Source organism: Flavobacterium enshiense DK69, assembly GCF_000498495.1.
Taxonomy (GTDB): Bacteria; Bacteroidota; Bacteroidia; order Flavobacteriales; family Flavobacteriaceae; genus Flavobacterium; species Flavobacterium enshiense.
This window is the reverse complement of sequence record NZ_AVCS01000006.1, coordinates 297,637-321,135: the sequence shown is the minus strand read 5'-3', so window position 1 is coordinate 321,135 and position 23,499 is coordinate 297,637. Positions and strand designations below refer to the sequence as shown.

Here is a 23,499-nt window from a genome sequence, read left to right as displayed (position 1 = left end):
GTATGAAAAACAAAATCATGTCCAAAGCCAAAGAAATGTTTTTAAAACTAGGTTTTAAGAGCGTGACGATGGACGATATTGCAAGTGAAATGTGTATTTCCAAAAAGACTATCTACAAATATTTCTGCAACAAAGAAATTTTAGTTGAGGAGACCACAGCCAGAATCCATAATGATGTTAATCAAAAAATAGAAGCGTTAACCCTGGAGAACTTCAATGCCATAGAAGAAAACTTTGAGATCCAGAAAATGTTTAAAGAGATGTTCAAATCTTACGACACCTCCCCGGTATACCAGCTGAAAAAACATTATCCGATGATTTATGTGAAAATTCAACAGAAAAGCATTGAATTCTGCAATGGAAGTTTCAGAAAGAATATTGAGAAGGGAATCGACGAAGGTCTGTACCGAAAAGATTTAGACATCAAAACAGCTGTTGAATTTTATTACACATTGATATTCAACATTAATGAAAACACAATTTATGAAAAAGATGTACACGAGATGGAAATAAAAGCCCTGGAATATCACACTAGGGCAATTGCTACCCCGAAAGGGATTACAGAACTTGAAAAACACTTACAAAACCCAAATATATAATGAGAAACTTATTCATAATTTCACTTTTGACCCTTGCTTTGTCAGCAAAAGCGCAGGACGTAAAAGAGTTAACCCTGAAAGACGCTCTGCGTTACGCATTGGAAAATAAGGCTGAAGCCAAGAAAGCAAAGCTAGAAATGGAAAAGAGCGAATATAAAATCCAAGAAGTTCGCTCGCTGGCACTACCGCAAATCACAGCAAATGGCGGACTAACATACAATCCTGTTTTACAAACCAGCGTTATTGACGGATCTGCTTTTGGCGCTCCGGGAACTGCTATTCAGGCAACTTTTGGTCAAAAATGGGTTTCAACTGCAGGAATTGGATTAGACCAAACCCTATTCGATTTAAGCGTTTTTACGGGACTAAGAGCAGCAAAATCTACTCGTGAATTTTATCAAATCAACAACGAATTGACTGAAGAATTGGTAATTGAGAGAGTTGCTACGAGTTATTACTCGGTATATGTACAACGCGAGAGATTAGCCTTATTGGACAGCACTTATGCAAACACCGCGAAAGTGAGAGATATTGTTCAGGGACAATACAACAACGGAATAGCAAAAAAAATAGACTTGGACCGAATTGTAGTGCAATTATCTAACATTAATGCAGATCGTCAACAAGTTAGTAATCAAATACAATTACAGGAAAACGCATTGAAATTCTATATGGGAATGCCAATAGAAACTCAATTCACAATACCGAAGTCCGAGTATGAAATAAACCTTGAAATCCTATCTGATGCTCCAAATACACAGAACAGAACGGAATATTTGCTTTTGAAAAAACAAGAAGAATTATTAGAGTATCAAAAAACAGCGATCAAAGCCCAACTGTACCCAACGCTATCTTTATTTGCAGGCTACAACTTTTTAGGACAAGGCCCTGAAATGCCATGGTTTGCAAAACCTGCTGCTGGCGTATACTGGTCTGATTATTCGTCTGTTGGGTTAACCATGAGAGTACCGATTTTTACGGGTTTTGGAACTCGTTCTAAAATAAAACAAGCCGAGTCTGATATTAAATTACTTCAAGAAGACATTAAAGACACCGAACTTTCTCTTGATTTAGATTACAGAAATGCAAGAGCTCAAATTGAAAACAATTTGGTGATCATTTCGAATCAAAAAGAGAATATGCAATTGGCTATGGAGATTACGAAAAACACAAAAAACAATTATCTCCAGGGATTAGCATCATTGACAGACTTATTGGACGCTCAAAATGAATCACTTGAAGCCCAAAATAATTATACCAGAGCGGTTTTAAATTATAAAATAGCCGAGGTAGCATTAATCAAATCAAGAGCAGAACTAAAATCACTTATAAAATAATCAACCAAAATGAAAAAGACTATTATTACCATAACTATAATTATTGCCTCATTAGGTCTAATAGGCTACATTCTTAATAAAAACAAAGCCGAGAACAAAGCCAAAACAGATATTGTTGCCGAAAAAAATGCGGCAGTAGCTGTAAAAACAGCAACAGTTAAAACTGAAAATGTATCCTTAGATTTTAGTGCTAACGGTATTTTTTCACCAATTCAGGAACTTACTTTCTCTGCAGAAAAATCAGGAAAAGTAATCAAAGTTTTCGTAGACGAAGGAGATTACGTAACCGTAGGACAAACGCTTTTAACTATGAGAGCCGACGTTATCAACGTAAATGCTAATACTGCAAATGCAGTATATCAAAATGCTAAAGCTGACTACGATCGTTATGAAAATGCTTATAAAACCGGCGGAGTTACCAAGCAACAATTGGATCAGGCAAAATTGAATCTAACCAATGCTAAAGCTAGTTTAACTCAGGCAAATATTAATGTAGGCGACACTAAAGTTAAAGCACCTATCAAAGGATATATTAACAAAAGGTATATCGAGCCAGGTTCTATATTAACAGGGATGCCTGCCTCTGAAATGTTTGACATTGTTGATGTTTCCAAATTGAAATTAAACGTTACTGTAACCGAAAATCAAGTGGCCAGCTTAAAAATAGGACAATCGGTAACTATTGTTTCCACAGTTTATCCTGATAAAACTTTTTCCGGTAAAATTACATTCATTGCCCCTAAAGCGGATGCAACGTTAAATTTCCCTGTTGAAATCGAAGTGACCAACAACGCCAACAACAGCTTGAAAGCAGGTATGTACGGAACATCAAAATTTGGCTCAAACCAAAAACAAAATTTAAAAATTGTTCCCAGAACAGCATTTTTGGAAAGCGTAAACAGCAACCAACTTTTTGTAGTTGAAAATGGTGTAGCCAAATTAAGAAAAGTAGTAGCCGGTAGAATTTTAGGAGATCAGGTTGAAATTATTGATGGATTATCGGATGGTGAAAGCGTAATTATTACTGGACAAATCAACTTGCAAGATGGCAATGCTGTAGAAGTTATTAAATAATCGCCCTGTAATTAAGAGAAAAACAAAATTACGCCAAGTAACCTGAAATCACTTGGTGGTAACACAAAAACTAATATGAAACTAGCCGAAATATCCATCAAACGTCCTTCGTTGGTAATCGTATTGTTCACGATACTAACATTAGGAGGACTTTTCACCTATAGCCAATTAGGCTATGAATTGATCCCGAAGTTCGAATCAAACGTTATTACAATTTCTACCGTATATCCGGGAGCTTCTCCAAGTGAGATAGAAAATACGGTGACCAAGAAGATTGAAGACGGAATTGCCTCTTTGGAAAACATTAAGAAAATTGACTCTAAATCATACGAAAGTTTATCAGTAGTATCGATTACTTTAACCACTGAGGCCAACATTGATGTTGCGATGAACGACGCACAACGTAAAGTAAACGCTTTGATCAGTGATTTACCAGAGGATGCTAAAACACCCGCGTTGAGCAAGTTCTCATTTAGTGACTTACCAATTATGACGGTAGGAGCCAATGCTAAAATGGACGAAGCTGCCTTCTATGATTTAATTGATAAAAAAGTAGCGCCGGTATTATCCCGTGTGCCAGGTGTGGCTCAGGTTAACATTATCGGTGGTCAGGAACGTGAAATTCAGGTGAATTTAGACGCTCTGAAAATGCAGGGTTATGGTATCTCAGTGCCACAAGTACAACAAATTATCCTGGCTTCGAATCTTGATTTCCCAACAGGAAACATCCAAACCAGAAATCAAAAAATATTAATTCGTTTAGCTGGAAAATACAAAAATGTTGAAGAATTAAGAAACCTGGTAGTTTCTTCTCAAAACGGAATAGACATCCGTTTGAGAGATATTGCCGACGTTCAGGATTCTCAAAAATTAGCCGAAAAAATTTCCAGGGTAGATCAAAAAAGCGCCATCATTCTTCAAATTGTAAAACAATCGGATGCGAATGCAGTTGCTGTAAGTGAACATTTAAAAGTATCTCTTGACAAACTGCAAAAGGAATACGCCGCAAACAATCTTACTTTAGAAATAGCCAAAGACAGTACGGTTTATACATTAGATGCAGCGGATTCCGTAATTCACGATTTATTTTTTGCAGTTATTCTTGTTGCTTTTGTGATGCTATTTTTCCTGCACAGTATCCGTAACTCGCTTATTGTAATGGTATCTATCCCAGCCTCGTTAATTGCGACTTTCATCGGTATATATTTGATGGGATACACCTTGAACCTAATGAGTTTGTTGGGACTATCTCTTGTTGTAGGTATCTTGGTTGATGATGCCATCGTGGTTCTGGAAAACATCTACAGGCATATGGAAATGGGCAAAAGCCGAATCCGTGCTTCATTTGACGGAACAGCCGAAATTGGAGGTACGGTAACTTCTATCACCTTAGTAATTGTGGTAGTATTTTTACCAATATCCATGAGTTCCGGATTAGTTTCAGACATTATTACACAGTTTTGTGTTACGGTAATGATTTCAACTATGTTATCATTATTAGCTTCTTTCACCATTATTCCGTGGTTGTCTTCACGTTTTGGTAGATTGGAACACATTGAAGGTAAAAACTTATTTGGAAAAATCATTTTAGGCTTCGAAAGATATCTAACTCGTTTTACTAATTGGGTTACAGACTTGTTAAATTGGTGTCTGGATCATTACATCAAAACAATTTTAGTTGTTTTGGTCTTGTTTTTCGGTACTATTTTCGGGCTCTTTGGCGGAGGATTTATCGGAGGAGAGTTTTTTGCCAGTTCGGATAGTGGGGAATTTTTAGTTCAGATTGAGATGCCAAAAGATGCTTCCCTGGAACAAACCAACTTCATGACTCAAAAAGCAGAAGCCTTTTTGAAAAAAGAACAATATGTTGAAAGTCAGTTTACCATTATCGGACAGACTTCGGAAGGATTTGCAGGAACTCAGGCTACAGCTTATAAAGCTGAAATCGATGTTAAAATGATTGATCAGTCATTAAGAACCGATGATGCTTCGGTATATGCCGCAAAAATCAAACGTAAACTGGAAAAAGTTTTAGTCGGGGCTAAAGTAAAAACGGTGCCGGTAGGTATTTTAGGAACTGCCGAAGATGCTTCACTTGCTTTAATTGTAACCGGACCGGATGTTAAAACAGCAATGGCATTTGCCAAACAAGCCGAAGCACAATTACGCACCATAGCCGGAACCACTGAAATCAAATTAACGGTTGAAGAAGGTAACCCAGAGGTAAACGTACAGGTTGATCGTGATAAAATGGCCGCTTTAGGTCTTACTTTACAAACTGTAGGTATGACAATGCAGACTGCCTTCAGCGGAAATACAGACGGAAAGTTCAGAGCTGGTGAATATGAATACGACATCAACATTAAATACGATGCCTTTAACCGAAAAAGTGTTGAAGATGTAAGCAATTTGATTTTCGTAAACAGTGCGGGACAACAAATCAAATTATCTCAATTTGCTGCAATTTCCGAAGGCTCAGGGCCAAGCCAGTTAGAGCGAAGAGATAAAACCGCTTCGGTTACCGTTCAAGGGCAAAATGTTGGAGTTCCCGCAGGTACCATTGTTAACGAATGGAAAACGAAATTAGAGAAACTTAAAAAACCAAATGGGGTAAATTATATTTGGGGAGGCCAGCAGGAAAACCAGGACGAAGGTTTCGGTACTTTGGGAATTGCATTATTGGCAGCTATTATTTTGGTTTATCTTGTAATGGTAAGTTTGTATGATAGCTTTGTCCACCCGTTTGTGGTATTATTCGCCATTCCGCTTTCTTTCATCGGAGCATTATTAGCCCTAGGATTAACCAACAATAGTTTGAACATATTTACCATTTTGGGTATAATCATGCTTATTGGTTTGGTGTGTAAAAACGCGATTATGTTGGTGGATTATACCAACCAGCGTCGTGCAGCCGGCGAAACAATCCGTACGGCATTAATACAGGCCAACCACGCTCGTTTGCGTCCGATCTTAATGACTACTATTGCCATGGTTTTTGGTATGTTCCCAATTGCATTAGCATCTGGAGCTGGTGCGGAATGGAAAAATGGTTTGGCATGGGTAATCATCGGTGGATTAATATCCTCATTATTCCTTACCCTGATTATCGTTCCAGTGATTTATGAAATCATGGAGAAAATAGTTGCCAAATTCTCTAAAGGAGAAAAAATTGATTATGAAGCTGAAATGGTAGCCGATTATGTCCATAAAGAATTAAGTGAAGACGGTTTCAACCCGAAACACGAAATGTAATCTTTAAATTTAAGTTGTTACAGAACCCGCTGCAGTGTTGCAGCGGGTTTTATTTTGCCCTTCGGATACCTAAATAATCCGTAATAACATCCAAATTGCAGGAACACCCATAAACAAAAATGGCTGTTACTAATCTGTAACAGCCATTCATCGTTTTAAAACTTCTTTCGTTTAGTTCAATAACTTATCAAAAACAGAAGCTAATTCCGGAGAAGAAGGTCTTGGGGCATCGGCGTTTACCACTTTCCCATTCGGATCAATTAAAATAAATCTTGGAATTCCGGTTACTTTAAAATCCTGCACAAATTTTGAATTCCAGTCATTGTCTGCGAAAAGCTGTACACCACCTAATTCTTTTTCTTTAACCATTTTTTTCCATTTTTCCACATCAGTCTGTTTATCTATGGAAATACTCATGAAAACAATATTTTTACCATGGTACTTTTTTTCAACATCCTTTAAAAAAGGAATTTCTGCACGACAAGGTCCGCACCAGGTAGCCCAAAGATCGATGTATACAAACTTTCCTCTAAAATCTTCCAGCTTTGACTTTCCTCCTTTGTAGTTAACATAATCAAAGGAAGGCGCCATAGTGTTGTTCATTTTCCCAACTTTTACTCTTTGATCGTAAATCGTTTTTAACTGGCCGTATTTCATCTCCATTTGCTTTTTTTGAAGTGCTACGAAAGAAGGCGAAAGACTTTTATCGTCCAAACGAGACATATTATTTTTTAGGATTTCATTGTATTTTGCATTGAAATCTGCTTCATTGGAAGCCATCAATCCATTGAAATCAAGTTTTTCATCCAATAAAATCTGTTTGGCTAAAAAATTATTTTCCGGAGCCCCGATTCCTTCATAAACTACGGATTCATCAAACTGATTAACATCCATCTTCATTTTTAAATCATAGCCATTTTTTAGGTACAAATCGGTATACTCCTCACCTATATGCAATTCATACATACCTTCTTTCACTCTTAGAGTATCCTTAAAAACACCATTTTTTCCACTGATATTTTTAATCAATTTTCCTCTCGAAGTAATTGTAGCTTCATTAGGACCGTTTGCAATAGTTGCAGAAAAAGTAACATATTCCTTATTTTGTGCGATGGCTGTAGCAGTTAGCAGCAAAGTAGTTACTGTTAGAAAAAATTTCTTCATTATGTTATAATTTTTTTGATTGAAAAATCAAATATATTATTTATTTGTAAGATTTAACTTTTGTTTGTGAATTTATTTTTCCGACTAAAAACAAGAATGGCTGTCACTACTCTGTAACAGCCATTCCCCCTCAAAGACGCTGGTATTGAATCCGTCTTTATAAACAGGTATAACCTTTTCTCGAAAGCAGACCGTGGTTAATTCCTGTTTACTATCGCGTCTTTAGTCCATTTTTTTATCTCAACGATCTTACTCTGGTTGTAATCAACTTCTGCCAGTGTGGCGTTATTCCAAAAGAACCATTTCCCGGTTTTCACACCTTTTGCATATTCTCCCATCGATTGTTTGGAACCATCTTCGTTATAAGCTATCCATTTTCCATTCAGTTTCCCGTCTTTGTAAAACCCTTCCTGTTTTATCTGACCGTTATCATAATAATAGGTCGCTTTCACCTGTTTCCCCATAACCTCATATTTTGGCTCAATTTTCTGAGCGGAAACCACTCCTGCCATCAGTAACAATCCCACGAATAAAGTCTTTCTCATAGTATCTGTATTTTAATAGGTTAGCTAAAATATTACACTAATTTACGACATATTTTACATTAAAGAAACTTTTAGATAACAATTTGGAAACATTGAAACGAAACTTAACACAATAAAGTAAAATCCTACATAATTAAATTTGCTCCTAATATTGAAAAGCCAAGTTTCAAAGTCAAAAAAAAACTTAAATTTGCATCAAATTTTAAAAAAATGTACAGAAGTCATAATTGCGGGGCTTTAAATGCTTCCAATATAAATACCGAAGTAACGCTTGCGGGCTGGGTTCAAAAATCAAGAGACAAAGGATTCATGATTTGGGTTGACCTTCGTGATCGTTACGGAATCACCCAATTAATTTTCGACGAAAGCCGCACTGACAAAACCGTTTTTGAATTGGCTAAAACATTGGGACGTGAATTTGTAATTCAGGTTAAAGGAACAGTTATCGAACGTGAGTCGAAAAACCCGAACATGCCGACCGGTGATATTGAAATCCTGGTTTCGGAATTAACGGTTTTAAACGAAGCGATTACTCCTCCTTTCACTATCGAAGATGAAACCGACGGCGGTGAAGACATCCGTATGAAATACCGCTATTTGGATATCCGAAGAAATCCGGTTAAAAACAGTTTGTTATTCCGTCATAAAGTAGCGCAGGAAGTACGCAATTATCTTTCGGCTCAGGATTTCTGCGAAGTAGAAACACCTTATTTGATTAAATCGACGCCGGAAGGAGCACGTGATTTCGTAGTGCCTTCTCGTATGAATCCAGGACAGTTTTATGCCTTACCACAATCACCGCAAACCTTCAAACAATTGTTGATGGTAGGTGGCATGGACAAATACTTCCAAATCGTAAAATGTTTCCGCGATGAGGATTTACGTGCAGACCGCCAGCCGGAATTTACGCAAATCGACTGTGAAATGGCTTTTGTAGGACAAGAGGATATTTTGAATATGTTCGAAGGACTTACAAGACATTTATTAAAAGAAATAAAAGGTATCGAAGTAGATAAATTCCCGAGAATGACCTATGACCATGCCATGAAAACCTACGGTAACGACAAACCGGATATCCGTTTCGGAATGGAGTTTGGCGAATTAAACGCCGTGGCACAACATAAAGATTTCGGCGTATTCAATTCGGCAGAATTAGTAGTCGGAATTGCTGTTCCGGGAGGAGCTTCTTATACGAGAAAAGAAATAGATGCTTTGATCGACTGGGTAAAACGACCTCAGGTTGGCGCTTCGGGAATGGTATACTGTAAATGTGAAGCCGACGGAAGTCTTAAATCATCCGTGGATAAATTCTACGATCAGGACGATTTGAAGAAATGGGCAGAAGCTACCGGAGCAAAACAAGGCGACATTATTTTCGTGTTGTCCGGACCGGCGAACAAAACCAGAGCACAATTAAGTGCGCTTCGTATGGAAGTAGCTACACGTTTAGGTTTACGTAAATCAGATGAATTCGCACCTCTATGGGTTGTTGATTTCCCATTGTTGGAATTCGATGAAGAAAGCGGACGTTATCACGCGATGCATCACCCGTTCACGTCTCCAAAACCGGAAGACATCGAATTATTAGCTACCGAGCCTGGTAAAGTACGCGCTAATGCCTACGACATGGTTTTAAACGGAAACGAAATCGGAGGAGGTTCCATTCGTATCCACGATAAAGAGACGCAACAATTAATGTTCAAATATTTAGGTTTCACCGAAGAAGAAGCAAAAAACCAGTTCGGATTCTTAATGGATGCTTTCCAGTTCGGCGCACCGCCTCATGGAGGTTTAGCGTTTGGTCTGGACCGATTGGTAGCAATCTTGGGCGGACAGGAAACCATCAGGGATTTCATTGCCTTCCCTAAAAACAACTCCGGAAGAGACGTTATGATTGATGCACCTTCCCACATAGATGACAAGCAAATGGGTGAATTATCCATAAAACTTGACTTAAAACAATAGACAAAAGACGACCTTCGGGTCGTTTTTTTTTAATTATTTAACATTCAGATAACTTTCATCTGAATTTCTCAACACTTAAACAGTTTTTTTAAAAATATTTTATAAAAAACTTGTTTGCTCCATAAAAAAGTTTATCTTTGGAATATTATTAATTATTTTTTTTTACAGAATGCGAACAGGTAAAGTAAAATTCTTTATTGAATCTAAAGGTTATGGATTCATTACAGACGATGAAACAGGTAAAGACATCTTCGTTCATGCTACAGGACTTCAAAGCGAAGGACTTGCTGAAGGTGTAAGAGTTTCTTACGTAGAGGAAGAAGGAAGAAAAGGTAAAGTAGCTGCTGAAGTAGCAGTTATCGAAAACTAATTATATTATTTTTTGATTACCGAATGAAGGGTTAAACCGCTCCAATTGGAGCGGTTTTTTTTATTCAGAAAATTCAGAAATATCCGCATAAGAGCAAGTTAATTATTTGTAATTAGTCTAAATATGTTTTACATTTATAGCTATTATAACGCCAAAATCATTAAAAAATTACGTTGCGTTTAAAGTTTAGGAATGTATATTTGTGGATTCTTTCAAAAAAAAGAGATTAAGTCATGCAAACAAACCAAATTGATTACATTCCTATTGCGATGCAATTACTTTTGGCCGTGGGATTTGTGGTAACAACAATCATAATTTCCGGCTTTTTAGGACCGAAAAGACATTCTAAGAACAAGGATAAAACCTTTGAGTGCGGTATCGAGTCTGTAGGTAATGCCAGAATTCCTTTCTCGGTAAAATACTTCTTGGTTGCCATTCTTTTCGTGCTTTTCGATGTCGAAGTAATATTCATGTACCCTTGGGCAGTAAACTTCAGGGAAATGGGTCTTGAAGGACTGTTTAAAATGGGAATTTTCATGACACTCTTGGTAATCGGTTTTTACTATGTTATCAAGAAAAAAGGTTTAGAGTGGGAATAACAATCCTGTCTAAATATTGAATGTTGATTTAAATCACAAACAATCTGACTCAGCATTCAAAAGTTAAAATTTAAAAAAGTTAAAATGAGCGATTCATCAAAATATACAACGGTAGCCCCTCCGGAAGGATATGCTGGAGAAGGTTTTTTTGCTACCAAACTAAGTGATGTGGTAGGACTTGCCAGAGCGAATTCCCTTTGGCCTTTACCTTTTGCCACTTCTTGCTGCGGAATTGAATTCATGGCCACTATGGCATCGCACTATGACGTAGCGCGTTTCGGATCAGAGCGTATGAGTTTCTCTCCGCGTCAGGCCGATATGCTTTTGGTTATGGGTACCATTGCTAAAAAAATGGCTCCGATTTTACGTGAAGTATACGAACAAATGTCTGAACCAAAATGGGTTATCGCAGTAGGTGCCTGTGCTTGTTCCGGCGGTGTTTTTGACTCGTATTCCGTACTTCAAGGGATTGACAAAGTAATTCCGGTAGACGTTTACGTTCCAGGATGTCCTCCAAGGCCAGAACAAATCCTTGATGGTATCATGAAACTACAGGAGATCGTGAAAAACGAATCCGTAAGAAGAAGAAGTTCTGAAGAATACAACGATTTATTAGGTTCTTATAACATCAAATAAAATGGCCTTAGAAACCTCGGTTATACAAAACAAACTAATTGAAAAATTCGGATTACAAGTGTCCGATTTCGTTCAAATCCACGATATTTTCACTTTTGAAGTAACGCCTGATTCCATCGTAGAAGTAATGCGTTATCTTAAAGAAGACCCAACACTACGTTTTAACTTCCTTACTGATGTTTGTGGTATACACTACCCTGACTATGAAGTAAACCGCCAATTTGCCGTAGTGTATCATATGCACAATTGGATAGACAATGTTCGCATCCGAATCAAATGTTACCTGAACGCAGAAAATCCTGAAATCGACACGGTAACCGACTTATTCCTTAGCGCTAACTGGCAGGAAAGGGAAACCTATGATTTCTACGGAATCATCTTCAAAGGACATCCACAGTTAAAAAGAATTTTGAACATGGATGAAATGACTTCTTTCCCATTGCGAAAAGAATTCCCATTGGAAGATGGAGGAAGAACCGACAAAGACGACCGCTTCTTCGGAAGAACAACACAAAACCGCTAATAGAACCCTGAAATACAATTAAAAATGTCAGACCTATTATTACCACCGGAAAAACGCTATGCCAACATCATCAACCAAAGAAGAAATGAGGATGGCAGCGAGCTTTCTATACTGAATTTAGGACCTACACACCCTGCTACGCACGGTATTTTCCAAAACATTCTTCTGATGGATGGAGAACGCATCGTGGACGGCGAAGGCACAGTTGGCTATATCCATAGAGCTTTCGAAAAAATTGCCGAAAACAGACCATTTTACCAAATCAACGTATTAACCGATCGTCTGAACTATTGTTCTTCTCCGATTAACAATATGGGTTGGTGGATGACGTTGGAAAAAGCATTGGGCGTTGAAGTTCCGAAACGCGTACAATACATGCGTGTTATCGTAATGGAATTGGCACGTATTGCCGATCACATTATCTGTAACTCGGTTTTAGGTGTGGATACAGGGGCCTTGACAGGATTCTTATATGTATTCCAGTACCGCGAAAAAATATACGAAATCTATGAAGAAATTTGCGGAGCCCGTTTGACAACCAACATGGGCCGTATCGGTGGTTTTGAAAGAGACTGGAGCCCTACCGCGTGGGCGAAACTGGATAAATTCATGGAAGAATTCCCTCCTATCTGGGAACAATTCGAAAACTTACTGACACGTAACCGTATCTTCATGGACCGTACGATTAATGTGGGTGCCATTTCAGCGGAAAAAGCCATCAGCTACGGATTTACTGGCCCGAACCTTCGTGCAGCCGGTATAGACTATGATGTTCGTGCGATGCAGCCATATTCTTCTTATGAAGATTTCGACTTTAATATTCCGGTTGGAAAATCGGGAGATACATATGACCGCTTCTGCGTTCGTAACCAGGAAGTTTGGGAAAGTTTAAGCATCATCAGACAAGCTTTGGCAAAAATGCCGGAGGGACCTTATCATGCGGATGTACCTGATTACTATCTTCCTCCAAAAGAAGATGTGTATACTACAATGGAATCGTTGATTTACCACTTTAAAATTGTAATGGGAGAAGTACCGGTACCGCTAACCGAAGTTTACCACGCAGTAGAAGGAGGAAACGGAGAATTAGGTTTCTACTTAATTACTGACGGAAGCCGTACCCCATACCGTTTACATTTCAGAAGACCTTGCTTTATATATTATCAGGCATTTAACGAAATGGTTAAAGGTCAGATGTTGTCCGACGCAATTGCAACCCTTTCGAGTTTGAACGTAATTGCCGGAGAATTAGACGCATAATGATTATGGAAAAATACACCTACAAACAGGAAATAAACATTACTCCGGAATTGATGGCGCGCATCAATGAGTTGACCAGCCACTATCCGGAAGATAAAAGAAAATCGGCTTTATTGCCGGTGCTTCATGAAGTACAGGATGCTCATGATAACTGGTTAAGCCAGGATTTGCAAATAAAAATCGCCGAGATTTTAAACATACAGCCTATAGAAGTTTTTGAAGTGGTTACTTTTTATACCATGTTCAACCAAAAACCAATCGGGAAATACATGTTCGAATTCTGCCGCACTTCTTGCTGTATGATTCGCGGTGCCGAAGACATGATGGATTATACCTGTCAGAAACTTGGTATCAAAGAAGGTGAAACAACCGTTGACGGAATGTTTACCGTTGTTGGTGTGGAATGTTTAGGCGCTTGTGGCTATGCTCCGATGATGCAGTTGGGTGACTTCTACAAAGAACACCTTACGAAAGAAAAAATCGATGAAATCATTACCGACTGCAGAGCCGGCAAAATAACTTTACACGATAAATAATACCATGGGAACAAAGATATTATTAGACAAGATAAATATTCCGGGTATCAAAACCTATGAAGTATATCGCGCTAACGGTGGCTATGCTTCTGTGGAAAAAGCATTGAAAACATTAACTCCGGACGAAGTTACCGAGGAAGTAAAAACATCAGGTCTTCGCGGACGTGGCGGTGCAGGTTTCCCGATGGGACTGAAGTGGAGTTTTATTGATAAAAAATCAGGCAAGCCAAGACATTTGGTTTGCAATGCCGACGAATCCGAGCCGGGAACGTTCAAGGATCGTTATTTAATGGAATACATTCCGCACTTATTGATTGAAGGAATGATTACTTCAAGTTATGCCTTGGGCGCTAATTTGTCGTACATCTACATCCGTGGCGAATACATGTGGGTCTATAAAATCCTTGAAAGAGCCATCAAAGAAGCTTATGCTGCGGGATGGTTGGGTAAAAATATTTTAGGAACCGATTTCTCCCTTGATTTGCATGTGCACTGTGGTGCAGGAGCATATATCTGCGGTGAGGAAACGGCCTTAATCGAATCACTGGAAGGAAAAAGAGGAAATCCAAGAATCAAACCGCCTTTCCCGGCTGTAAGTGGTTTATGGACCAATCCTACAGTGGTAAACAATGTGGAATCGATTTCAGCAGTGCCTTGGATTGTAATGAATTCAGGCGAAGAATATGCTAAAATCGGAATCGGACGTTCTACCGGAACTAAATTGATTTCAGCTTCAGGTCATATCAAAAATCCTGGTGTATACGAAATTGAATTAGGATTGTCCGTGGAAGAATTTATGAACTCCGACGAATATTTAGGCGGAATGATGAATGACAGACCATTGAAAGCTTTGGTTCCAGGAGGTTCATCGGTGCCAATTTTACCGGCGAATCTTATTTACAAAACCGCTGCAGGCGAAGACCGTTTGATGACATACGAATCGCTAAGCGACGGTGGTTTTGCAACAGGATCAATGCTAGGTTCAGGAGGGTTCATCGTTTACAACGACACAACTTGTATCGTTAGAAATACTTGGAATTTCTCCCGTTTCTATCATCACGAATCTTGCGGTCAATGTACGCCATGCCGCGAAGGAACAGGATGGTTGGAAAAAGTGTTACACAGAATCGAGCACGGGCACGGAAGAATGGAAGACATAGATTTGCTTTGGGACATTCAGAGCAAAATCGAAGGGAACACAATCTGTCCGCTTGGTGACGCCGCTTCATGGCCGGTAGCAGCAGCTATCCGCCACTTCAGGGAAGAATTCGAATACCATATTCGTTTCCCTGAAAGAATAAAAAACAGAGATCACTTTGTGAACGAACCTTTTGAAAAAGTAAGAAACTTAGTTTAAAGTTATTATAAGTGTTGAAGCCCCAAAATCTTCAACAACAAACAAAATAGTTATGAAAGTTACTATAGACGGTCAAGAAATAGACGTAGAACCAGGAACCACCATCCTGCAGGCTGCTCGAATGATTGGAGGCGAGGTAGTGCCGCCAGCCATGTGTTACTACTCGAAACTAAAAGGCAGTGGCGGAAAATGCCGTTGCTGTTTGGTTGAAGTTTCCAAAGGAAGCGACGCCGACCCAAGACCTATGCCAAAATTAGTTGCATCATGTGTTACAGGATGTATGGACGGTATGGAAGTTAACAGTTCTGCATCACCAAGAGTGGAAGAAGCAAGAAAATCGGTTACCGAATTTTTGTTAATCAACCACCCATTGGATTGCCCGGTTTGTGATCAGGCTGGAGAATGCGATTTACAGAACCTGAGTTTCCAGCACGGAAAATCACAAACGCGATTCATCGAAGAAAAAAGAACTTTTGAACCGGAAGATATCGGTGAGCATATTCAACTGCACATGAACCGTTGCATTTTGTGCCAGCGTTGTGTTCAGGTGGCAGATCAGCTGTGCGATGGACGTGTTCACGGGGTAATGAACCGAGGTGATCACGCTCAGATTTCAACGTACATTACCAATGCTATCGACAACGAATTCTCCGGAAATATGATCGATGTATGCCCGGTAGGTGCTTTAACCGACAAGACTTTCCGATTCAAATCAAGAGTTTGGTTCAACAAACCTTACAACGCACACAGAAACTGCGATAAATGCTGTGGAAAAACAACCGTTTGGATGTTTGGTGATGAAATCCAACGTGTAACCGCACGTAAAGACGAGTACCATGAAGTGGAAGACTTCATTTGCAACACTTGCCGTTTCGACAAAAAAGACGTGAAAGACTGGGTAATCGAAGGGCCTCGTAAATTCGAGAAATTCTCTGTCATCAACAGAAACAAATACGCTCTGAACGCGCCAAAAGTGGAAATCAAAACGGAAGATCAGATTTTGCTTGGCCGTAAAGAGGACCAGAAAAAAATCAGTATGGTCAAAGTTCCTTTAAATAATACTAACGGTAATTCTAATTCATAAGGCATGGAGAGTACAGTTATCATAGAAAAAGGAATTTTCATTGTAGCGATTTTTGCCATCACAATGATTATGGCGATGTATTCCACATGGGCTGAGAGAAAAGTAGCTGCATGGCTTCAGGATCGTATCGGCCCGAACAGAGCAGGGCCTCTTGGATTGCTTCAGCCGCTTGCAGATGGTTTAAAATTATTCTCCAAAGAAGAATTCATCCCGGAAACCCGAAATAAAATTTTATTCCTTGCCGGTCCCGCCATCTCAATGAGCGTGGCTTTAATGACCAGTGCGGTTATTCCGTGGGGTGACAAATTACATATTGCCGGAAGAGACGTTATCCTTCAGGCAACCGATATCGACGTAGCCTTGTTGTACATCTTCGGGGTATTGTCGGTAGGAGTTTACGGAATCATGATTGGAGGCTGGGCTTCCAACAACAAATTCTCGTTAATGAGTGCCATGCGTGCCGGTTCCCAAATGATTTCATATGAAGTTGCGATGGGATTGGCTGTTATTGCATTGATCATGATGTCCGGGACATTGAGTTTACGTGAAATTGCCGCACAACAACACGGAATGAATTGGAATGTATTCTACCAACCTGTGGGATTCATTATCTTCTTAGTGTGTTCGTTTGCGGAAACCAACAGAACCCCTTTCGATTTAGCGGAATGTGAGGCGGAACTTATCGGAGGATACCACACAGAGTATTCTTCCATGAAAATGGGATTCTATCTTTTCGCCGAATATGCTTCCATGTTTATCTCCTCTGCTATTTTAGCTATCCTTTATTTCGGAGCTTACAATTATCCGGGAATGCAGTGGGTGGTTGAAAACTGGGGCGTTAATGTTGGAAACACCATCGGAATAGCGGTTTTATTTGCAAAAATCTGTTTCTTCATCTTCTTCTATATGTGGGTTAGATGGACAATCCCGAGATTCCGTTATGACCAATTGATGAATTTAGGATGGAAAATGCTGATTCCAATTGCCATTGCCAACATAGTTATCACCGGAATAGTAATTTTACTAGCCGATAAATTTTTATAAGAAATGTCACTAGATACAATTTCATTATCAGGAAAAAAAATGGAGGTTTCCAACAAAAAGATGTCTTTTTGGGAAAGCCTTTATTTGGTAGCGATAGTTAAAGGGTTATTTATTACGATTCGTCACTTGTTTACACGAAAAGTAACTATTAAATACCCGGAACAAAAACGCGAATTAAGTCCGGTATATCGTGGACAGCACATGCTGAAACGCGATGACCAGGGAAGAGAAAACTGTACAGCATGCGGACTTTGCGCTGTTGCCTGTCCGGCGGAAGCTATCACCATGAAAGCAGCCGAAAGAAAACCGGGAGAAGAACATTTGTACCGCGAAGAAAAATATGCAGAAATCTACGAAATCAACATGTTGCGTTGTATTTTCTGCGGGTTATGTGAAGAAGCTTGTCCGAAAGACGCTATTTACTTAACCGAAACCAAAGTAATGGTAGCTTCAGCGAGCAAACGTGAGGACTTCATTTACGGTAAAGACAGATTGGTAATGCCTTTGGAAATGGCATTGCGTAACAGTAAAAACAAGGCAAGTTAATCATGGGACAGATTCTATTTTACATCTTAGCAACCATCACCCTGGGAACTGCTTTTTTTACAATTTTCAGCAGAAACCCTATTCATAGTGCCATTTCATTGGTAGTTTGTTTCTTTTCGATTGCAGGACACTATTTACTATTAAACGCACAGTTTTTGGCAATCGTTCATATTATCGTTTATTCGGGAGCCATCATGATCCTGATGTTGTTCACCATAATGTTGATGAACCTCAATAAGGAAGACGAATCCCATAAATCCACCGCTTCTAAAATCGCCGCCACCATTGCCTTCTGCTTGCTTGGTATCGTTTTATTGGCCGGATTACTAAGAACAAAACCGGTAGTGGAAAGTTATTTCCAATCAGGCGAAGACTTCCAATCAATCAAAGTATTGGGTCAGGTATTATTAAACGAATACATGGTGCCGTTTGAGTTTGCTTCCGTATTATTATTGGTAGCGATGATTGGAGCAGTATTAATTTCGAAAAAAGACAAACAAAAAGAAGCATAATATTATATGGAAACAATTTTAAAGGAAATTGGAGTAGAGACCTACTTATATTTATCGGCTTTATTGTTCAGTATTGGAGTATTCGGAATTTTATTGCGAAGAAACGCCATCATCATGTTCATGTCGATCGAAATCATGCTGAATGCCGTTAACCTGATGCTGGTAGCTTTTTCTACCTTCCACCAGGATGCTTCGGGGCAAGTTTTCGTATTTTTCTCAATGGCTGTTGCCGCTGCGGAAGTTGCCGTAGGTTTAGCGATTCTGGTTTCCATATTCAGGAATCACGGATCGATTGATATTGACAATTTAAAAAACTTAAAAGGATAACCCCTAATGGAGACAGGATTAGTTTTACTCTTATTATTGGCCCCGTTTGTTGGGTTTCTAACTAATATATTTTTAGGAAAACAGCTTGGCAAAAACGCTTCAGGATACTTAGGAAGTTTAGCAGTGATTGTTTCTTTCGTAGTGACAACCGTTTTCTTCTTACAGGTAAGCGCAAGCAAACAACCGATTACCGTTCATTTATTCGACTGGTTTACATTAGACTCTTTCAATGTTAACTTCGATATCTTACTTGACCAGTTATCATTATTATGGTTGATGTTCGTAACCGGAATCGGTTCGTTGATTCACATCTATTCCATCAGCTACATGCATGATGACGAAAACATCCACAAATTCTTTTCTTACCTTAACCTTTTCATCTTCTTCATGATTACTTTGGTAGTCGGAAGTAACTTGCTGATCATGTTCATCGGATGGGAAGGCGTTGGATTATGTTCGTATCTGTTAATCGGATTCTGGTATAAAAATCAGGATTATAACGATGCTGCAAAAAAAGCGTTCATTATGAACCGTATCGGGGATTTAGGTTTCCTTGTCGGAATCTTCATCATCGGATATGTGTTCAATACCTTGGATTTCATGACCATCAAACAGGCCGTACTTGCCGGTGAAGCTAAAGCAAATTTAGCATGGATTGGCATTGCGACTTTATGTTTGTTCATTGGTGCTTGTGGTAAATCAGCACAAATTCCGTTGTACACATGGTTACCGGATGCGATGGCAGGTCCTACTCCGGTTTCGGCCTTGATCCACGCCGCAACGATGGTAACGGCGGGTATCTTCATGATCACTCGTTTAAACTTCTTATTTGATTTAACTCCGGATGTTCAAACTGTTATTGCAGCGGTTGGTGTAGCCACTTCGGTATTGGCGGCCTCCATTGGTTTGATGCAAAATGACATCAAAAAAGTACTAGCCTATTCAACGGTTTCTCAGTTAGGATTGATGTTCCTGGCTTTAGGTCTTGGTGCCTATGAAGTTGCAGTATTCCACGTGGTAACTCATGCTTTCTTTAAAGCTTGTTTATTCCTTGGATCAGGTTCCGTTATCCATGCTTTACACGGTGAACAGGACATGCGAAGAATGGGAGGTTTGAAATCGGTTATGACAATTACATACACGACCTTCCTAATAGCAACTTTAGCTATTTCAGGTATCCCTCCGTTTGCAGGTTTCTTCTCTAAAGACGAAATCTTGATGGTGGCATTCCATAAGGATAAAGTGCTTTGGGTTCTTGCTTCCATTGCTTCTATTATGACAGCGTTCTATATGTTCCGTTTGTTATATCTGACTTTCTTCAAAGAGTTCAGAGGAACAGAAGAACAAAAACATCACTTGCATGAAAGTCCGGCTTTAATCACTTTACCGTTGATTGTTTTAGGAATTCTTTCTGCTGTAGGTGGTGCTTTAAGTATACCGGGCAACAGTTGGTTGAACAACTTCCTTCAGCCGGTTTTCGCTCATAAAGCACATGCAGAACATCATTTGGATAACACGGCATACATGTTAATGGGTCTTGCTGTAGTGGGTGCTCTGATAGGTATTGGTATCGCTTATTCAAAATACATCAAAAAAGGAGAAATTCCTGCCGAAGACGATCAAATCACTGGTTTTGCCAATGTCGTATACCAAAAATACCATGTAGACGAAAGTTATATGCGAATCTTTGTAAAACCAATTTATGCAATTTCTAAATTCTTGCGTGACTACATCGAAACGGGACTTTCCGATATAGTTTTCGGTTTCGGAAATGTTGCGGAAGGACTGTCCTTACAAGGTAAAAAATTGCAAAACGGAAACATCGGTTTCTATCTTTTTGCCTTCGTATTCGGACTGTGTTCGATAGTATTTTATTTATTCTTCTTACGATAATCAATACATATAATGGACGTAACTATAGTACTAATTCTATTATTAATCGGAGCTTTAGCGACCTTTTTCTCAGGAAATGCGCTGGCTTCCAAAGTAGCCCTGTTTTTCAGCGTGGCGGCTTTAGGTGCTTCTCTTGTTATTTTAAATCAGTTTAATCAGGGTATCGACTGTGGTTTTTCTGCAGTTTGGATGAAAAACCCTAACGTTTTATTTTCCCTTAAAGTTGACGGTCTGGCAATTGCCATGATCCTTTTAAACACGGCTTTAATACCGCTGATCATTCTGTCATCTTTCGGAAACAATTTCAGTAATCCAAAAAATTTCTATTCTTTAGTGATGTTTATGGCATTCGCGATGGCGGGAACCTTCCTGGCATCAGACGGATTCTTATACTACATTTTCTGGGAGTTGTCCTTAGTTCCAATCTATTTCATCGCCTTGATTTGGGGTAACGACGACATCGCTGAGCGTAAAAAAGCGGTAATAAAATTCTTCATTTATACTTTTGTAGGTTCATTATTCATGTTGGCAGCCTTCATCTATATGTACCAAAAAGCGGGAAGTTTCCAATTGGATAAATTATATGCTTTGGAATTATCGTCTAAAGAAGAATTTTGGATTTTCCTGGCGTTCTTCTTAGCCTATGCAATTAAAATTCCGCTAATTCCTTTCCACACTTGGCAGGCAAACGTCTACCAAAAAGCACCTACTGTGGGAACCATGCTTTTATCGGGTATCATGTTGAAAATGGGATTTTATTCGGTAATCCGTTGGCAATTGCCTATTGCTCCAAATGCGGCAAAAGAATTACAGTATTTCATAATCAGTTTGAGTATCGCCGGAGTGATTTACGGTTCTATTGTAGCTTTAAAACAAAAAGATTTAAAACGATTATTGGCATACTCCTCATTGGCTCACGTTGGCCTTATCGCGGCAGGTTGTTATACGCTAACAGTTGATGGTTTACGTGGTGCTATTTTGCAAATGATCGCTCACGGTTTCGTAATCGTTGGTTTGTTCTTCGCAGCCGAAATCATCTACAGACGTTACGAAACAAGAATAATCAGTGAAATGGGCGGTATCCGTCAGCAAACACCAAAATTCGCATCTATGTTCATGATCTTGGTCTTGGCTTCCGTAGCCTTACCGGGAACTTTCAACTTTATCGGTGAATTTACCGTTTTATACAGTTTATTTACAAAGAATATTGCTCTGGCTGTTTTAGGCGGAACCACGATCATATTAGGGGCCTTCTATATGTTGAGAATGTTCCAACACGCAATGTTAGGTGAAACCAATGCAAAAACTTTCGCAGATGTTACGTTGACCGAAGGTATCGTAATGGTTGTAATCATCGGTTTCTTATTGTTCTTCGGATTGTTCCCGAAACCAATCATCGAACTGATTGCACCGAGTATCAAGGAGATTTTAGTACACATTAAATAAATTTAGTCAAAAGAATGAATACTTTAATAGCAATTGCAGTTTTAGGCGTTATTGTCCTTCTAGCTGAAATTTTCAACTTAAGAAAAGCCATTGTCCCTGTAACTATTGTAGGTTTACTGGCCATTTTAGGTATGACTGTGACTGAATTTGGGACAACCGGAAGCTACTACAACAACATGATTGCAGTAGACAATTTTTCGGTGACATTTTCAAGTTTATTTATTGTGTTGACCATATTCCTGGTAATGTTGAGCCAGAATTTTTATGAGAATCAAGCCTCTAAAATTTCCGATTTTGTTTCCATCAAACTGTTTTTGTTAACCGGAGCAATTTCCATGGTTACTTTCGGAAACTTAGCGATGTTCTTCCTTGGAATCGAAGTCCTTTCCATCTCATTGTATGTTTTAGCGGGAAGTGACCGTTTGAACATGAAAAGTAATGAATCCGGTATGAAGTACTTCCTTATGGGATCTTTCGCTTCGGGAATTATTCTTTTCGGAATTGCATTGGTTTATGGTGCTGTAGGTTCATTCGATATGGAAATGATTAATCAGGCATCGAATTCAGCAACAACGGTAGATTGGTTTTACATCGGTGTTTCCATGATTACAGTGGGGATGTTATTCAAAATTGCGACAGTACCGTTCCATTTCTGGGCACCAGACGTTTATGAAGGCGCACCGACATTAACAACAGCTACCATGAGTACGCTGGCAAAAGTTACAGCTATGGCGACATTCTTCAAACTGAATATGGCCATGAACGGTAATATGAAATTTGCGTATGAACTAGTAATCGTAATCGTTTCTATCGCTTCGATGACTGTTGGTAATATAATGGCATTACGTCAGAACAATGTCAAAAGAATGTTGGCCTTCTCGGGTATTTCCCACGCAGGTTTCATGGTAATGGCTTTGTTGAATCTACAGAACGCGGCCGGAAGCTTATTCTACTACACCGTAGCTTATGGCTTGGCAGGTGTAGCGGCTTTCACGGTAATTATATACGCTTGTAAAGGAAAAGACAACGAAGACATTGAAAACTTCAACGGATTAGGAAAAAGAAGTCCGCTTTTAGCGATGATACTTACCGCATCCTTATTATCCATGGCAGGTATCCCAATTTTCTCCGGATTCTTCGCAAAATTCTTCATCCTGAATCAAACCTTACAGGCAGGCTGGTTAGTTTTGGTGATTGCCGGAGTTATCAACTCGATGTTGGCAGTGTACTACTATTTCAAAGTAATTAGTGCGATGTACACCAAAGACGCCAGCGAAGAAGCTATAAAAGTACCTTTTGAATTCTATTTCGTAGCGGTAGCGGCTATGGGATTGAATATCATCATTGGTTTATTCCCGTCATCATTGATGGACTTGTTCTAAAATAAAATTTTCAGAATATATGAAGGCTGCTCAAAATGGGCAGCCTTT

General features: G+C 39.1%; 22 protein-coding genes. 20 read left to right on the top strand and 2 right to left on the bottom strand.

Going from position 1 to position 23,499, the window contains the following annotated elements; genetic code table 11:
* The first annotated feature begins 2 nt into the window (after window positions 1–2).
* From FEDK69T_RS04210 to FEDK69T_RS04195, 4 genes are all read left to right on the top strand, one after another.
* On the top strand, window positions 3–599 hold the full coding sequence (locus FEDK69T_RS04210) for a TetR/AcrR family transcriptional regulator (protein ID WP_035630750.1): 597 nt from the start codon (window positions 3–5) through the stop codon (window positions 597–599).
* Window positions 599–1,936: a TolC family protein gene (locus FEDK69T_RS04205; protein WP_035630749.1), complete on the top strand. Its 1,338-nt coding sequence runs from the start codon at window positions 599–601 to the stop codon at window positions 1,934–1,936. The genes FEDK69T_RS04210 and FEDK69T_RS04205 overlap by 1 nt, the downstream gene beginning before the upstream one ends.
* A 9-nt stretch (window positions 1,937–1,945) precedes the next feature.
* Window positions 1,946–3,010 (top strand): efflux RND transporter periplasmic adaptor subunit, encoded by a 1,065-nt coding sequence (locus FEDK69T_RS04200; protein ID WP_023572903.1) that lies wholly within the window; start codon window positions 1,946–1,948, stop codon window positions 3,008–3,010.
* 75 nt (window positions 3,011–3,085) lie between these two features.
* The gene (locus FEDK69T_RS04195) at window positions 3,086–6,262 is read left to right on the top strand and encodes an efflux RND transporter permease subunit (protein WP_023572902.1); all 3,177 of its coding nucleotides are present in this window, start codon (window positions 3,086–3,088) and stop codon (window positions 6,260–6,262) included.
* A gap of 171 nt (window positions 6,263–6,433) precedes the next feature.
* Here FEDK69T_RS04195 and FEDK69T_RS04190 read toward each other — a convergent pair whose 3' ends face one another.
* Window positions 6,434–7,426 carry a TlpA family protein disulfide reductase gene (locus FEDK69T_RS04190; RefSeq protein WP_023572901.1) on the bottom strand — a complete coding sequence of 331 codons (993 nt, stop codon included), beginning with the start codon at window positions 7,424–7,426 and terminating at the stop codon, window positions 6,434–6,436.
* 197 nt (window positions 7,427–7,623) lie between these two features.
* On the bottom strand, window positions 7,624–7,971 hold the full coding sequence (locus FEDK69T_RS04185) for a toxin-antitoxin system YwqK family antitoxin (protein ID WP_023572900.1): 348 nt from the start codon (window positions 7,969–7,971) through the stop codon (window positions 7,624–7,626).
* 210 nt (window positions 7,972–8,181) lie between these two features.
* On the opposite strand from FEDK69T_RS04185, the gene aspS reads away from it, so the two are divergent.
* From aspS to FEDK69T_RS04105, 16 genes are all read left to right on the top strand, one after another.
* Window positions 8,182–9,936, top strand: coding sequence for an aspartate--tRNA ligase (aspS, locus tag FEDK69T_RS04180; protein WP_023572899.1), 1,755 nt, complete (start codon window positions 8,182–8,184; stop codon window positions 9,934–9,936).
* Window positions 9,937–10,105: 169 nt separating this feature from the next.
* Window positions 10,106–10,306 carry a cold-shock protein gene (locus tag FEDK69T_RS04175; protein ID WP_023572898.1) on the top strand — a complete coding sequence of 67 codons (201 nt, stop codon included), beginning with the start codon at window positions 10,106–10,108 and terminating at the stop codon, window positions 10,304–10,306.
* 233 nt (window positions 10,307–10,539) lie between these two features.
* Window positions 10,540–10,905 (top strand): NADH-quinone oxidoreductase subunit A, encoded by a 366-nt coding sequence (locus tag FEDK69T_RS04170; protein WP_023572897.1) that lies wholly within the window; start codon window positions 10,540–10,542, stop codon window positions 10,903–10,905.
* Between the two features lie 84 nt (window positions 10,906–10,989).
* Entirely contained in the window at window positions 10,990–11,541 is a 552-nt protein-coding gene (locus FEDK69T_RS04165) for an NADH-quinone oxidoreductase subunit B (RefSeq protein ID WP_023572896.1), read from the top strand.
* A 1-nt stretch (window position 11,542) separates the two neighbouring features.
* Window positions 11,543–12,064, top strand: coding sequence for an NADH-quinone oxidoreductase subunit C (locus tag FEDK69T_RS04160; RefSeq protein ID WP_023572895.1), 522 nt, complete (start codon window positions 11,543–11,545; stop codon window positions 12,062–12,064).
* A 24-nt stretch (window positions 12,065–12,088) separates the two neighbouring features.
* Window positions 12,089–13,324: an NADH-quinone oxidoreductase subunit D gene (locus FEDK69T_RS04155; RefSeq protein WP_023572894.1), complete on the top strand. Its 1,236-nt coding sequence runs from the start codon at window positions 12,089–12,091 to the stop codon at window positions 13,322–13,324.
* Between the two features lie 5 nt (window positions 13,325–13,329).
* Window positions 13,330–13,860 carry an NADH-quinone oxidoreductase subunit NuoE family protein gene (locus FEDK69T_RS04150; protein WP_023572893.1) on the top strand — a complete coding sequence of 177 codons (531 nt, stop codon included), beginning with the start codon at window positions 13,330–13,332 and terminating at the stop codon, window positions 13,858–13,860.
* Window positions 13,861–13,864: 4 nt separating this feature from the next.
* Window positions 13,865–15,217 carry an NADH-quinone oxidoreductase subunit NuoF gene (nuoF, locus tag FEDK69T_RS04145; RefSeq protein ID WP_023572892.1) on the top strand — a complete coding sequence of 451 codons (1,353 nt, stop codon included), beginning with the start codon at window positions 13,865–13,867 and terminating at the stop codon, window positions 15,215–15,217.
* A 52-nt stretch (window positions 15,218–15,269) separates the two neighbouring features.
* Window positions 15,270–16,301 (top strand): 2Fe-2S iron-sulfur cluster-binding protein, encoded by a 1,032-nt coding sequence (locus FEDK69T_RS04140; RefSeq protein WP_023572891.1) that lies wholly within the window; start codon window positions 15,270–15,272, stop codon window positions 16,299–16,301.
* A 3-nt stretch (window positions 16,302–16,304) separates the two neighbouring features.
* Window positions 16,305–17,345, top strand: a complete 1,041-nt coding sequence (gene nuoH / locus FEDK69T_RS04135; protein WP_023572890.1) for an NADH-quinone oxidoreductase subunit NuoH — start codon at window positions 16,305–16,307, stop codon at window positions 17,343–17,345.
* 3 nt (window positions 17,346–17,348) lie between these two features.
* Window positions 17,349–17,891, top strand: a complete 543-nt coding sequence (gene nuoI, locus FEDK69T_RS04130; protein ID WP_023572889.1) for an NADH-quinone oxidoreductase subunit NuoI — start codon at window positions 17,349–17,351, stop codon at window positions 17,889–17,891.
* A 2-nt stretch (window positions 17,892–17,893) separates the two neighbouring features.
* Window positions 17,894–18,403 (top strand): NADH-quinone oxidoreductase subunit J family protein, encoded by a 510-nt coding sequence (locus FEDK69T_RS04125; protein ID WP_023572888.1) that lies wholly within the window; start codon window positions 17,894–17,896, stop codon window positions 18,401–18,403.
* A 6-nt stretch (window positions 18,404–18,409) separates the two neighbouring features.
* Window positions 18,410–18,730: an NADH-quinone oxidoreductase subunit NuoK gene (gene nuoK / locus FEDK69T_RS04120; RefSeq protein ID WP_023569448.1), complete on the top strand. Its 321-nt coding sequence runs from the start codon at window positions 18,410–18,412 to the stop codon at window positions 18,728–18,730.
* A gap of 6 nt (window positions 18,731–18,736) precedes the next feature.
* Window positions 18,737–20,623 (top strand): NADH-quinone oxidoreductase subunit L, encoded by a 1,887-nt coding sequence (gene nuoL / locus FEDK69T_RS04115; protein ID WP_023572887.1) that lies wholly within the window; start codon window positions 18,737–18,739, stop codon window positions 20,621–20,623.
* 12 nt (window positions 20,624–20,635) lie between these two features.
* Window positions 20,636–22,069 carry a complex I subunit 4 family protein gene (locus FEDK69T_RS04110; RefSeq protein WP_023572886.1) on the top strand — a complete coding sequence of 478 codons (1,434 nt, stop codon included), beginning with the start codon at window positions 20,636–20,638 and terminating at the stop codon, window positions 22,067–22,069.
* A 14-nt stretch (window positions 22,070–22,083) separates the two neighbouring features.
* Window positions 22,084–23,451, top strand: coding sequence for an NADH-quinone oxidoreductase subunit N (locus FEDK69T_RS04105; RefSeq protein WP_023572885.1), 1,368 nt, complete (start codon window positions 22,084–22,086; stop codon window positions 23,449–23,451).
* The last annotated feature ends 48 nt before the right edge of the window (window positions 23,452–23,499 follow it).